The organism is Sedimentibacter sp., from assembly GCF_033447055.1.
GTDB lineage: Bacteria > Bacillota > Clostridia > Tissierellales > Sedimentibacteraceae > Sedimentibacter.
The window spans coordinates 1-11,780 of sequence record NZ_JAWQJF010000151.1; the positions used below are offsets into that span (position 1 = coordinate 1).

Sequence of the window (11,780 nt, forward strand, 5' to 3'; positions counted from 1 at the left end):
TGATTACATGGTATAATCACATAACGTATAATTTATAATATAGTTTGGTAAAAGATAACTAAAAATTTATCAGCAGACGTAAGGGTGTATGCGGGACAGGTGATGTAATACCAGTCAGCGGAAATGGTGATGTTACTAATGATAAATAATGATGGAGGTAGATATGGAATTTAATTTATTGGACTTATTAATGAAGAGAAGATCTATTAGAGTATTTAAAAAAGAAAAGCTAGAGAATGAATTAATTCAAAAATTAATTAAAGCAGGATTGTTAGCTCCTTCATCAAAGAATAAGAAACCGGTTGAATTTATAGTAATTGATGATAGAGATACAATTCTGAAATTAAAGGCTTGTAAAAATAAAGGTATTATTGGACTTGAAACAGCACCTTGTGCAATTGTTGTAATTGGTGATAGAGAAAAAAGTGATGTGTGGATAGAAGATGCTTCAATTGCAGCTTCTTATATACAACTAGAGGCAGAGGATCTAGGTTTGGGAACGGTTTGGATACAAATGAGAAAAAGATTTAGCGATTTTGACAATGCTGAAACCGAAGTTAGAAAGGTATTAAATATACCTGAAAATTATGGAGTTCTTTGTATAATAGCGGTTGGCTATAAAAATGAAATCAGAAATTCTTATAATGAAAATGATATTGATAATTCAAAGGTTCATTATGGAAAGTACTAACCCATGATGACGGGGACGGTCCTTTTTAAGCTGATATGTAAGCAGAATCTAAAAAGGACCGTCCCCATATAATTCATAATTCGGAGTTATAGGAAATATTTAAGTTTTGATTTCTTTTCCATGTATTTATTTTGCTTTTTTTCATTTTGTACACTACAATTGAAAAGTAGTTGTCATACTCTCTTTCGTCTTTTCTTTTTCTTTCTGCCTGATCCCTTAAAAATGCAGTTTTAAATTCATCATGTGACATGCCCATAGCTTAGTCCTCCTTATAATTTTTCTGCTTTCCTTGTATACTGATTATCATAAAGTCTTTCATTTTTGAGAATGTTTCTGTTTAAATAAATTATTAGTTAATGCAATTATATTGTATGTTTGTAAGGTGATTACATGGTAGAAGTAAAATAGCATAAAATTCTATGTAAAAAAGAGAAGCAGAAGTTTACATTTTCGTGGTATAATGGTTTATGTGATTTGTGGGGACGGTCCTTGGCAGCTGACTTGAAAAGGACCGTCCCTATAGAAGGGATGACTAAATATGAAAGAAAAAAGTAAAAATACGGCAATTACCTGTATTATAATATTTTCATGTATATTAATGTATATAATAGAGACATATATAAAGCCGGTATATATACTTAAATCAATATATAAAATATTTTTGTTTGCAGTGCTTCCTATAATTTACTGTGCATTTGATAAAGATGTCAAGTTTAAAGAATATTTTATTGTTAGAGATAAAAGACAAGTTCTTATTTCAGTAGCATTGGGAACAGGTGTATTCTTTTTATATTAGCAGGATAATATGTACTAAAGGGATTCATTAACCTAGATAATATTGCTTTACAACTTGGAAATAATTTAAATGTTAATAAGGATAATTTTATATTTGTAGCTCTGTATATTTCATTTGTTAATTCACTGCTAGAAGAGTTGTTTTTCCGAGGATTTGGATTTTTAACGTTAAATAAAAGTTCGTCAAAATTTTATTCCTATGGATTAAGTGCGTTAGCATTTTCCATTTATCATGTATCTATTTTAGCAAATTGGTTTAATATAATAATATATGTAGTATTTATTGCTGGACTGTTTGCAACTGGATTATTTTTCAATTATCTTAATGAAAAATATAAAAATATTTATAATTCATGGATAGTACATATGTGTGCTAATTTTTCTATTAATACAATAGGGTTTATTATGTTCGGTATAATATAAGAGAGATGGGCTTTGTAGGGAGAGGCAGATGTTGATGGTATTAAACTAGAAGGTGGTGTAGCAGTAGCGGATAAAATTAAGGCTATTACTCAAGCAGGCATTGTTATGGTGCAGGCGCTGACACAAATGGTCAAGTATTAGTAATAGGAGATGCTTTAGGCATGTATGAAGCTTTTATACCTAAGTTTGCAAAAAGGTTTGCCGACATAGCAGGTGTTGCAACTCAAGGGTTTGCTCAATATATTAAAGAAGTAAAGGAAGGGACATTTCCGGCGGCTGAACATAAATATAAAATCTCTGGAAATCCGGCAGAGTTTGAAAATTTATTTGAAGACATCGAAAAAGATTTCAGAAAAAACTAGGTTCGTTGATGTCTCTGATTGTTTTTTATACTTTATTTTATAAAAAATGCATTTAAGAGAAATACTGGGGACGTATACTAATTGCCTCAATGTATATTTATATGAGACATTTAATGTACGTCCCCAATGTCACACGTCTTTAAAGTGCGTCCCCAATGTCACGTCTATTTTAAATAATCCATAGGGGCCTTTATATCACTTATTTTTTCTTTTAATGCAGCCAATTCTTGAGGGTAATTATTTTCAATTATGCTATCCCAAATTTCTGCATTTTCAATTCCACATCTATCTGGAATAAACACTGGATCCAAACCCATTTTCTTTTGTTCCTCATAATCCTTTAATGTCGCTAATGCTGGTTTAGTCAATAATATAATAGCAATTATATTAAGCCATGCCATCATACCAACACCAATATCTCCAAGATTCCAAGCAAGTTCTGAAGTTCTAACTGTTCCAACATATGTTAATATTACAATCGCAACTCTTACTATATTAATAACTGTTTTAAGATTTTTACTATTTTTAAACAGATATGCAACGTTAGATTCAGCATAAAATGCAAAAGCTAACAATGTGGTAAAGGCAAAGAAAAATACAGATATAGCTATAAATGGTGCTCCCAAACCTGGTATCAATGTACTTATAGCAGTTTGCGTATAAGCAGTTCCAACACCGACTCCTGGAAGATTTTCAACCAAGAATCCACCAGCGGGATTTGCTACATTGTATGCACCTGTAGAAAGTATCATAATTGCTGTTGCGGTACAAACAAATAAAGTATCTACATATACTGAGAATGCTTGAACAAGCCCTTGCTTTGCAGGGTGTGATACTTCAGCAGCACCAGCGGCTTGAGCACCGGTACCTTGACCCGCTTCATTAGAATAAATACCTCTTTTTACTCCCCACATGATAGCATTTCCAAAGACTGCTGCCAATCCAGCATTAAGATTAAAAGCAGAAGTGAATATCAACGAAAACATCGATGGTATTTTTTCTATATTTACTACCAAAACAGTTAATGCTACAACGATATAAGCAATTGCCATAAATGGTACTACTAATTCTGCAAATTTACCAACTCTTTTTACACCGCCAAATATAACTATACTAAGTAATCCAGCAACGAAAATTCCTGTAAATGCAGGATTTATGCCAAAAGCATTTTTAATTGAATCTCCTATATTAAATGATTGGACAGCAGGGCCTGTAAAACCATTTGCTATTATTATGGCTATTGCGAGGATTACTGCAAAAGGTTTATTTTTAAGCCCTTTTTCAATATAATATGAAGGTCCGCCACGATAACTATCTCCAATATCTTGTTTATAAACTTGAGCTAGAGCTGACTCTGCATAGGCGGAGCCTGCACCTAAAAACGCAATGACCCACATCCAGAATATAGAACCCGGACCACCATAAAATATTGCAGTTGCAACTCCGGCAATATTACCTATACCTACTCGTCCACCTAATGCCATTGCAAAACCTTGTAAAGAAGAAACCCCTTTTTCAGAACTTTTACCTCCAATAAGAAGTTTAACCATATCCTTGAATAATCGAACTTGGGGAAATTTAAGAATAGTTGAAAAATAAATTCCAGCTCCTAAACAAAGAAAAATCAATCCTTTGCTCCAAATCAACCCTACAATTTTTCCTGTAATTAATGTTAAATCCATATTAGAATCTCCTCATCAATATTGATTTTTTTAAATATAATAATATGCAAATATTTTATAACTAATCTTCTATTACAGTACCGCATTTGTCGTCTAAAGCTTCTGTAGCTTTATAAAGAGATGTAATTATTGCTTTTCTTCCTGGTCTTGATTTTGCAAAATTTACTGCTGCCATTACTTTTGGAAGCATGCTACCTGGTGCAAAATGACCTTCTCCTATATATTTCTCTGCTTGTTCTATTGTTAATTTTGATAAGTCTTCTTGATTTGGTTTCTTAAAGTTTATTGATACTTTTTCAACTTCTGTAAGTATCATCAGTATATCTGCGTCCATATCTTCTGCTAATCTTTCAGCTGCAAAATCCTTGTCTATTACTGCTGCAATTCCTTCTAATGAACCATCTTCTTTTTCTATTACCGGGATACCTCCGCCACCGCAAGCTATTGATATTGTTGTATTCCACAAAGTTTTTATTGTGTCTATTTCTACTATTCTCTTTGGTATTGGCGATGGTACTACTCTTCTCCATCCTCTTCCGGCATCTTCTTTTACTGCATATCCTTTTTCTTCTTCTAATTTTTTTGCATCTTCTTCTGTATAAAATGGTCCTATTGGTTTTGTAGGATTTTGGAATGCTTTATCCTCTTTATCTACTACCATCTGTGTTACTACGCTTACTACTGGCAATATTCTGTTTCTTTTTGCTAGTGCAAGTTTTAGTCCTTGCTGTATGTGATATCCTATATATCCTTGGCTCATTGCTCCACATACATCAAATGGCATAGCAGGTGTTACATTTGCAGCTGCTTCTGATGCTAACAGTATTCTACCTACTTGTGGCCCATTTCCATGTACTATTGCTATCTCATATCCTGCACAGCTTATTTCTGCGATATATTCGCTAGTTTTTTTTACTACTTCTAATTGTGAATCTGCCGTTGAAGGAAGATTTTTATCTTCTAATGCGTTTCCGCCTAATGCTATCACTACTCTTTTAGGTCTCATATTGTTAATCCTTTCAAAATTTCTAAAATTGTATTATATTGTAGCTACCATTACAGCTTTAATTGTATGCATTCTGTTTTCAGCTTCATCAAATACTACCGAGTGTTTGCTTCTGAATACTTCATCTGTAACTTCTCTTATGTCAAAGCCTAATTCCATTTGTGATTTTGCCATTTTTGTTTCAAAATCATGGAATGCCGGTAGGCAGTGCATGAATATTACGTCATCATTTCCTGTTGCTTTTAACAAATCCATCGTTACTTTAAATGGTGTCAACATTTTTACTTTTTCTGGTATCTGTGCTTCTTCTCCCATTGATGCCCATACGTCCGTGTATATAACATCAGCACCTTTTACTGCTTCTACACTATCTGATATTTCAATTGTTGCTCCTGTATGTTCAGCTACTTCATTTGCTCTTCTTAACACATCTTTATCTATTTGTCTCATCAATTCTTTTGGTCCAAATGCAACAAAATGCATTCCCATTTTAGCACAGCCATACATCCATGCATATGACATGTTGTTCCTAATATCTCCTGCGAACACTACTTTTATTTTGTTCAATGGTTTTGCAACATGTTCTTCTATTGTTAATAAATCAGCTAGTATTTGTGTTGGATGATCAATATCAGTTAAACCGTTAAATACAGGTACTCCAGAATACTTTGCTAAATCCTCAACTACTTGTTGTTTGTAACCTCTATATTCAATTCCATCATAGAATCTACCGAGTACTTTTGCTGTATCTTCCAAAGTTTCCTTTTTACCCATCTGTGAACTGTTTGAATCCAAGAATGTAACATGTGCTCCTTCTTCTAATGCTGCTACTTCAAATGCGCATCTTGTTCTTGTAGACGTTTTCTCGAACAACAGTACAATATTTTTGCCTCTTAATCCATAATTAAATATTCCCGATCTTTTTTTTGCTTTTAAATCATGTGATAAATCCAACATGTACCTGATTTCTTCCGGTGTAAAATCCATTAATGTTAAAAAACTTCTTCCTTTCAAATTCACTGCCATTTTGATTCTCCTTTAGTTTGTTTTTATTTTAAAGTTGTTATTATAACTTTCTTACTAATAGATGTATACAACATCAAACTCATTGCCAAATAAATATAAATATTGTTTTCAAAAAAAATCAATAATAATCATAAAAAAATAGATAAAAAATAAAATATTTTTTATCTATTATATATTCACTTGCTTTTATAAGTGGTACAACATTCATAATGAACTTTACATAACACTGCAACCCTTATAAAATAATAATTTTTAGTTTTAATAAACAAATTACTCTGTCTGGCATATATAAATAAGTCCTTCAAAAAATTTATTAAGAGAAACTTTCCCTCCGTTACTATTTTTGCCATGAATAAAATCCATTTCAGCTTTAACATTTGAAAAATCAAAAAGAATACCGCCATACATATGAAATATATCATTGCTGTAGTCTTGAACTCCCAAGGTTGCAATATTAGTCAGCCCACTTTTTATTGCTCTGCGCATTCTCTGTTTTACAATTTGAGCACTATCACCAAGTTTGTTTTCTGAGGAAGCAAAATTATAATCTGAAAAACTAATGTTTTTTTCAAGGAGGGTGAGGGTTATTTCAATGATATCACTTGTGCCCTTTTCTCCAAGCATTCCTAAAGTACCTAAAATATTTTTTATTTTACTAACATATTGTATATTTTGGTCTTTACTTTGATTGTCGGTGGTTTGAAATATTTTTTTAATATTAGATAAAGTATTGTTTAATTCAATTTGTTTTGCCACTTTTGTAATTATTTTTTCAACTTCAATTTTATTAATTGGCTTTGTGATAAAAAATTCAATACCAGCTTCATATGATTCTGAGCGAAGCTGGTTGTCCATAACTTGAGATATCATAATAATTGGAAGTTGTGGGAAAATTTCTTTAAGATTCTTTACAAGAATATTTCCATCCATGATTGGCATTAATAAATCCACCAGTACAATATCTGGTTTCATAATCATGATTTCGTGAAAAGCGATTTCTCCATTAACGGCATTTCCTATTACTTCAAAAGAATTATTTTTTTCAATAATATTGCTCAATATTCTAATTACACTTATATCATCATCAACGATATAAAATTTCATTTTAAATCACGCTCCGTATCTTCTTCAATTAGTTTAACAGTAAATTTTGTACCTATTCCAACTTCAGATTCAACTGCAATTGTACCTGCAAATATTTCTTCCACGATACCTTTTACATGGGCTAAACCAATTCCTCGGCAGATATCTCCCGTTTCTTCTTTAAATTTCGTAGAAAACCCAGCATTAAATATATAATCCATATTTTCTGCATTAATTCCTGCTCCATTATCAGATATTGATAATATACAAAATTCACGTTGCTTTTGAATATCAATACATATATATCCGCTTTTATTAGTTTCAATTGCTTCAATGCTGTTATATATTAAATTTCTTAAGATAGTAACAAGATAGTAATGATTTGTAACGTTAAAATTTACATGAATTTTAAAATCAACATGAATTTTCAACTTGTTACACCTAATAAATTCTTTAACTTCATCAACTACAATATTAATCAAATCTTTAATATTCATTTGTACATTATCTGTTTTGTCATCAAATATTTCTTCTAATCCTCTTATTATGCTTATATAATCTTTTTTAATTTCGTGTACTTCTTTGGCTACATCCAGGGAAGTTTCTTTTAACTTTTCAGTGTATTCTTCTGCTAACAATGATTTGTATAAATAATATGCTTTTTTCATGACATCTTCAATTTGAATATTATTCTTATTCATAAAATAAATTTCACTTTTAACATTTGAATTAATCACAATAAGCTTTCTATATCGTTCTTCATGTTCTTCACGTCTAAGCAAAAAATTATAATATCGAAATAAAAGGATTATGCAAATTACAATAGTCGCTCGTATAAACGCAACAATAATCAGAGTTTGAAAAATTTCATATTTAAAATTCATAAAATGAAGTTTTACGCTGATTTCAGTAATATTTGAAAAATAGTCACTGATAACTATTGCTGCAAATAGATTTGCAAGCGTTGATTTAGATTTATTCGAATAAAGAAAAAGAAACAAAATTCCGTAAGTAAAATAAAACAGTGGGTTTCTATGGGGACGGTCCTTTTTAAGCGGACCTAAAAAAGGACCGTCCCCGTAAATTTCCGTCCCCGTAAATTTTATTTTTTGTACCCTTATGAATTTTATACATATTATAAATGCAGGAGGGATATAAATGAACAAAGACTACTGCTACAAGGCAAACATTAATATGAAGAAAATTGAGCAGACATTTGATTATAATAGCATTGAAGTGCTGAAATTTACTATTAAATATCCGGTAATAAGCATGAAATATAATCCGAAAGCAGAATGGCTCATCAATAATCAAATAGCTATGAGTGTCAGTGAATATATAAGATACGCTGATTGTTTGTACCAACAAGCTGTTAATAATTATAAATACTCACAGACCAATGGTTTTCCGTTTAATCCATATGAAGCCTATATGGAATATACAGTAACTTATGATGAAAATTGTTTTTTAAGTGCATATGTTGACAAATACGAATTCACTGGAGGGGCTCACGGAAATACGATAAGAAGCTCAGATACTTGGGAGTTATGCAGCGGTATGCAGCTACCCCTTTATAGTTTTTTCACACCTGGCACAAATTACAGGCATTTACTTACTGAAGAAATAACAAAGCAAGCAGAATATAATTTAGAACAAAACCCTAATATTTATTTTGATGACTATAAAAGCTTGATCTTGAAGAATTTTAATCAAAATAGTTTTTACCTTACTCCCCAGGGAATGGTAATTTACTATCGGCAATACGATATTGCTCCATATTCCACCGGCATTGTTGAATTTTTAATACCCTATGCAACAATAGGATGGTATCCGCAATGCTAACAACTCTATGCAGCTGACATACAATTAATAGAAAGCCCTTATCACAATTGATTAGGGCTTTCTTTCATTAAATTCGAAAGTATTAAAGTGAAATTAATTACATAATAAAATACATTATTATACCAAAATAATAAAAAGGGATGTATAGTCAAGCAAAGAATATGATTTAATTGACATGTCATTTTCCTGCAGGGCTGAAATTAATAAAATGCTGGAAATTTCATAATAATATGAATTGTAGCATATAATTTATCAAATGTATAAACAGGGAGGTATTATATGTTTAACGATTTTATGGGCATGGATATCTTAACAACATTTGCTGGCTTAACTGGTTCTGTTATGTTAATTGTACAGTTTACTAAATTTATTGTGAAAAATAAATTGGGAGATTCTTTTGTTAGACTTTACAGTTTTATAATTGCTTTGATTCTTACCTTCATTTTTGCCAGGAACGGAAATCAAGTAGAGGATATTGTTTTAATGATTATTAACGCGATTTTAATAACTGTGGCCAGCATGGGGGGCTATGAGATGATAACCGATCCACTGGCAAGAAAAAACAAGTGATAATACAGTCATAAATTAGAATGCTTTGCGGCAAATATTAAAATCCATAAGGACATTAATGCTTAAATAACAATTTATAATAGAGACGGACTTTCAATAGATATAGTTCGTCTTTTTTGTAAAACTATACTTCTTGTAATGCAGCATATTTCCATATTCTTTATTGCAGTTATGTGATTAAAAATCATTGCAGGGGGTAAATGAATAACAGAATATATAAAAATCAAAAAAATACGCGAAAGGGTGATTTTATGGGCAAGAAATGAAAACCGACTTGACCGTGGACGATGTCAAAGCCTACTACGAAGCAGCATTGCAGCATATTTATGATTTGGAAGTAATTGAAATGGGAGGCATGGTTGCCTTTAACGGCGAATCGGACGGTTATCAGATTAGTGTCCTTGCAACGAAAAATCAAATGGGCGGGACAGAGAATACTATGGTCCAAATCATCTTTATACCGGCTGAATAAAAAAACTTAACACATGAGTATAATAAGTTGGAATTGTAAAAAAATTTGATTAAGAAAGAAGGGGTTATCATGCAAAAAAAGCACAAGATGTTCTTGGTTCTTTTGATTGTTATTTGTTTATACATCCCGTTTACAGCTTGCTCGGGAGATGAAAAAGATTCAGATAAACCAGAAGACGCAGCATCCGCTGTACAGGATAAACAAGAAGATGAAACTACATCGTATACCTCTGAACCGGAGAACAACGAAAATCCACATGTTAATATGGACACAGCAGATCTAATAGGTGAAAGTGCCAGTCTCCCTGAAAGCTATCCTTCGGATGTTTTTCCACTATATGAAGGCAGTTATATCTTGACAGCGGTGGAAACTGAAGGAAGTTATACAATAATAGCTCTATCAAAGGATGACTTTAAAAAGGTTGCAGATTTTTACCGCGAAGTGCTGACAAAGGTTGAAGTAACAGCAGAAAGTAATTTTGATTCTGGTTTTACTTCTTTTGGGAAAATTGGCTCATATACCTACAATTTTGATATAGGTGAAACCAGTGAATATGAAGAGTATGAGACACAAATAACTATAATGATTATGGCGGGGGAATAAAACTATTTTCAATTAAATTCAATGACGCTGTAGTATATCTATGGCGTTTTTTATATAAAAGGAAAGTTCTCTTCCTATTATATAAAAAACGAGGATTGTAAAGGACGGGACGTCCTTGCCGTTAAGGTGACATAGGTCCTAATAGTGGGAGTTGCGTAGCAACTATTTTTGTAATTCGAAAGAAAGATAAATTATTTTTGTATTCTATACAAATTATTAGTATTTTGATGATAATATGATATAATAAAACTGCTTGGTAAAAGGGATATAAAGGTAATTAAATACAAGAGGTGAAAAAGTTATGGTTACTTTTGATGATTTTGTAAAATTTGATATTAGAGTAGGGGAGATAGTAAAAGCAGAAATATTTGAAAAGGCAAGACATCCTGCTTTTAAGCTGTGGGTTAATTTTGGAGATGAAATTGGCATAAAAAAATCCAGTGCTCAAATAACAGAGCTATATACAACAGACAATTTAATAGGAAAGCAAGTTTTGGGGGTTGTAAATTTTCCTCCAAGGCAAATTGGTGATTTTATATCAGAAGTTTTAATACTTGGTACATATTCAAAAGACGGAGTTGTTCTCATTCAACCTGAACGTAAGGTAGATAAAGGGGATAAACTGGGATAAAGATATTATTAATTGTTAATAATAATGTGACTTTGTTACAGTCACGCTTTATGCTTTTATCTATAATATATTAGAATTTAATAAGATTTTTAAATATTTGCAAATAAAGTGAATGATTTTAAATATTAAAAATATATATATGAAAAAAGGAGATTTAATATGCTTAATACAAATTTGAAACATTTGGAAACTGCCAGCGAACTGGAGAAAATAATAAAAGAGAACGAAAATGTAATGGTATGCTGCGGCCGTATGGGTCCTATGTGTATTCCTGTGTATGGGGCTATGGAAATACTCGAAGACCAATACAAGGATGTAGTATTCTATGATATGGAATTCGATAATCCTGAAGCCGGTATCATTAGAAAATTACCTGAATGTCGTAATTTTAGGGGACTTCCATTTACTATATACTATAAGAATGGCAAAGTTGTTACTGCAACACCAAGTATTCAGTCAAAAGAACAAATTACTGAAATACTTGACAGAGAGTTCAAGTAAAAATTTGTGAGACCAAAAGAATAAGTTTATAGAAAAAAGTATTTTGATTAAAAGCTCTCTTAAAATATGAGGGCTTTTTTAATTGACGAAACA

16 protein-coding genes are annotated in these 11,780 nt (G+C 31.6%); 10 read left to right on the forward strand and 6 right to left on the reverse strand.

Going from position 1 to position 11,780, the window contains the following annotated elements; all coding sequences use genetic code 11:
* The first annotated feature begins 163 nt into the window (after positions 1 to 163).
* Entirely contained in the window at positions 164 to 691 is a 528-nt protein-coding gene (locus SA378_RS10345) for a nitroreductase family protein (protein ID WP_318525908.1), read from the forward strand.
* A 73-nt stretch (positions 692 to 764) separates the two neighbouring features.
* On the opposite strand, the gene SA378_RS10350 is transcribed toward SA378_RS10345, so the two are convergent.
* On the reverse strand, positions 765 to 947 hold the full coding sequence (locus tag SA378_RS10350) for a hypothetical protein (protein WP_318525909.1): 183 nt from the start codon (positions 945 to 947) through the stop codon (positions 765 to 767).
* A 282-nt stretch (positions 948 to 1,229) separates the two neighbouring features.
* Between SA378_RS10350 and SA378_RS10355 the strand changes: the two genes are divergently transcribed.
* The 3 genes from SA378_RS10355 to SA378_RS10360 all read left to right on the forward strand — a co-directional run bounded on the left by SA378_RS10355 (position 1,230) and on the right by SA378_RS10360 (position 2,271).
* Positions 1,230 to 1,487: a hypothetical protein gene (locus SA378_RS10355; RefSeq protein WP_318525910.1), complete on the forward strand. Its 258-nt coding sequence runs from the start codon at positions 1,230 to 1,232 to the stop codon at positions 1,485 to 1,487.
* Between the two features lie 137 nt (positions 1,488 to 1,624).
* Positions 1,625 to 1,909 carry a CPBP family intramembrane glutamic endopeptidase gene (locus SA378_RS11670; protein WP_412178698.1) on the forward strand — a complete coding sequence of 95 codons (285 nt, stop codon included), beginning with the start codon at positions 1,625 to 1,627 and terminating at the stop codon, positions 1,907 to 1,909.
* A 161-nt stretch (positions 1,910 to 2,070) separates the two neighbouring features.
* Entirely contained in the window at positions 2,071 to 2,271 is a 201-nt protein-coding gene (locus tag SA378_RS10360) for a 3-methyl-2-oxobutanoate hydroxymethyltransferase (RefSeq protein WP_318525911.1), read from the forward strand.
* 164 nt (positions 2,272 to 2,435) lie between these two features.
* Here the strand turns inward: SA378_RS10360 and SA378_RS10365 are convergent, their stop codons facing one another.
* The 5 genes from SA378_RS10365 to SA378_RS10385 all read right to left on the reverse strand — a co-directional run bounded on the left by SA378_RS10365 (position 2,436) and on the right by SA378_RS10385 (position 7,769).
* Positions 2,436 to 3,953: an alanine/glycine:cation symporter family protein gene (locus SA378_RS10365; RefSeq protein WP_318525912.1), complete on the reverse strand. Its 1,518-nt coding sequence runs from the start codon at positions 3,951 to 3,953 to the stop codon at positions 2,436 to 2,438.
* 61 nt (positions 3,954 to 4,014) lie between these two features.
* Positions 4,015 to 4,959, reverse strand: a complete 945-nt coding sequence (gene arcC, locus SA378_RS10370) for a carbamate kinase (RefSeq protein WP_318525913.1) — start codon at positions 4,957 to 4,959, stop codon at positions 4,015 to 4,017.
* A gap of 33 nt (positions 4,960 to 4,992) precedes the next feature.
* Positions 4,993 to 5,985 (reverse strand): ornithine carbamoyltransferase, encoded by a 993-nt coding sequence (gene argF, locus SA378_RS10375; protein ID WP_318525914.1) that lies wholly within the window; start codon positions 5,983 to 5,985, stop codon positions 4,993 to 4,995.
* Positions 5,986 to 6,255: 270 nt separating this feature from the next.
* Complete coding sequence (locus SA378_RS10380; RefSeq protein ID WP_318525915.1) at positions 6,256 to 7,089, reverse strand: DNA-binding domain-containing protein; 834 nt, start codon at positions 7,087 to 7,089, stop codon at positions 6,256 to 6,258.
* Positions 7,086 to 7,769, reverse strand: coding sequence for a sensor histidine kinase (locus tag SA378_RS10385; protein ID WP_318525916.1), 684 nt, complete (start codon positions 7,767 to 7,769; stop codon positions 7,086 to 7,088). Before SA378_RS10385 ends, SA378_RS10380 begins: the two co-directional genes overlap by 4 nt.
* Positions 7,770 to 8,226: 457 nt before the next feature.
* On the opposite strand from SA378_RS10385, the gene SA378_RS10390 reads away from it, so the two are divergent.
* The 6 genes from SA378_RS10390 (at position 8,227) to SA378_RS10415 (ending at position 11,687) form a co-directional block, all read left to right on the forward strand.
* Positions 8,227 to 8,910, forward strand: coding sequence for a DUF3298 and DUF4163 domain-containing protein (locus SA378_RS10390; protein WP_318525917.1), 684 nt, complete (start codon positions 8,227 to 8,229; stop codon positions 8,908 to 8,910).
* Positions 8,911 to 9,189: 279 nt separating this feature from the next.
* Positions 9,190 to 9,480 carry a hypothetical protein gene (locus SA378_RS10395; protein ID WP_318525918.1) on the forward strand — a complete coding sequence of 97 codons (291 nt, stop codon included), beginning with the start codon at positions 9,190 to 9,192 and terminating at the stop codon, positions 9,478 to 9,480.
* Between the two features lie 262 nt (positions 9,481 to 9,742).
* Positions 9,743 to 9,952: a hypothetical protein gene (locus SA378_RS10400; protein ID WP_318525919.1), complete on the forward strand. Its 210-nt coding sequence runs from the start codon at positions 9,743 to 9,745 to the stop codon at positions 9,950 to 9,952.
* A gap of 69 nt (positions 9,953 to 10,021) precedes the next feature.
* Positions 10,022 to 10,555: a hypothetical protein gene (locus SA378_RS10405; protein ID WP_318525920.1), complete on the forward strand. Its 534-nt coding sequence runs from the start codon at positions 10,022 to 10,024 to the stop codon at positions 10,553 to 10,555.
* A 301-nt stretch (positions 10,556 to 10,856) separates the two neighbouring features.
* Positions 10,857 to 11,186 (forward strand): tRNA-binding protein, encoded by a 330-nt coding sequence (locus SA378_RS10410; protein ID WP_318525921.1) that lies wholly within the window; start codon positions 10,857 to 10,859, stop codon positions 11,184 to 11,186.
* 159 nt (positions 11,187 to 11,345) lie between these two features.
* The gene (locus SA378_RS10415; protein ID WP_318525922.1) at positions 11,346 to 11,687 is read left to right on the forward strand and encodes a thioredoxin family protein; all 342 of its coding nucleotides are present in this window, start codon (positions 11,346 to 11,348) and stop codon (positions 11,685 to 11,687) included.
* Positions 11,688 to 11,780: the final 93 nt, after the last annotated feature.

Coding starts and splice junctions, on each gene's coding strand:
- SA378_RS10405 (WP_318525920.1), top strand. CDS start 10,022: ATGCAAAAAAAGCACAAGATGTTCTTGGTTCTTTTGATTGTTATTTGT.
- SA378_RS10365 (WP_318525912.1), bottom strand. CDS start 3,953: ATGGATTTAACATTAATTACAGGAAAAATTGTAGGGTTGATTTGGAGC.
- SA378_RS10350 (WP_318525909.1), bottom strand. CDS start 947: ATGGGCATGTCACATGATGAATTTAAAACTGCATTTTTAAGGGATCAG.
- argF (WP_318525914.1), bottom strand. CDS start 5,985: ATGGCAGTGAATTTGAAAGGAAGAAGTTTTTTAACATTAATGGATTTT.
- SA378_RS10360 (WP_318525911.1), top strand. CDS start 2,071: ATGTATGAAGCTTTTATACCTAAGTTTGCAAAAAGGTTTGCCGACATA.
- SA378_RS10355 (WP_318525910.1), top strand. CDS start 1,230: ATGAAAGAAAAAAGTAAAAATACGGCAATTACCTGTATTATAATATTT.
- SA378_RS10395 (WP_318525918.1), top strand. CDS start 9,190: ATGTTTAACGATTTTATGGGCATGGATATCTTAACAACATTTGCTGGC.
- arcC (WP_318525913.1), bottom strand. CDS start 4,959: ATGAGACCTAAAAGAGTAGTGATAGCATTAGGCGGAAACGCATTAGAA.
- SA378_RS10390 (WP_318525917.1), top strand. CDS start 8,227: ATGAACAAAGACTACTGCTACAAGGCAAACATTAATATGAAGAAAATT.
- SA378_RS10345 (WP_318525908.1), top strand. CDS start 164: ATGGAATTTAATTTATTGGACTTATTAATGAAGAGAAGATCTATTAGA.
- SA378_RS10385 (WP_318525916.1), bottom strand. CDS start 7,769: ATGAATAAGAATAATATTCAAATTGAAGATGTCATGAAAAAAGCATAT.
- SA378_RS10410 (WP_318525921.1), top strand. CDS start 10,857: ATGGTTACTTTTGATGATTTTGTAAAATTTGATATTAGAGTAGGGGAG.
- SA378_RS10400 (WP_318525919.1), top strand. CDS start 9,743: ATGAAAACCGACTTGACCGTGGACGATGTCAAAGCCTACTACGAAGCA.
- SA378_RS10415 (WP_318525922.1), top strand. CDS start 11,346: ATGCTTAATACAAATTTGAAACATTTGGAAACTGCCAGCGAACTGGAG.
- SA378_RS10380 (WP_318525915.1), bottom strand. CDS start 7,089: ATGAAATTTTATATCGTTGATGATGATATAAGTGTAATTAGAATATTG.